At 69.1% G+C, this 275-nt stretch carries 1 pseudogene; it reads right to left on the bottom strand.

Annotated elements, in window-relative coordinates:
• Positions 1-273, bottom strand: a pseudogene (locus ACQG3P_RS19655) (hypothetical protein); the annotation flags it as partial.
• Positions 274-275 lie beyond the last annotated feature (2 nt).

The raw sequence follows: 275 nt of genomic DNA, 5'->3' as shown, positions 1-275 counted from the left end.
CGCCAGTGCCGCGCGCACCAGCGCCACGGTTTCATCGAACAGGCGGTGATGATCCCAGCCCACACGGGACCACTCGAGCATGGTGAACTCGGGATTGTGGCGCCCCCCCGCTTCGCCGTTGCGCGGGTCTTCCAGCAGTGCGGCCAGGGCGCGCCGCACGCGCGCTTCGTCGAAGTCCCGCTGGTCTTCGGCGTAAAACTCGCGCATCAAGCCGACCACCAGTTCGGTGTCGGCGACGGTGGCGAGGGGGACGTCGCGCGGGGACGACTGCATGA

Source organism: Stenotrophomonas sp. SrG (genome assembly GCF_050031795.1).
Taxonomy (GTDB): domain Bacteria; phylum Pseudomonadota; class Gammaproteobacteria; order Xanthomonadales; family Xanthomonadaceae; genus Stenotrophomonas; species Stenotrophomonas rhizophila_A.
The sequence above is the reverse complement of the archived record's forward strand: the minus strand, read 5'-3'. Positions and strand labels throughout refer to the sequence as shown.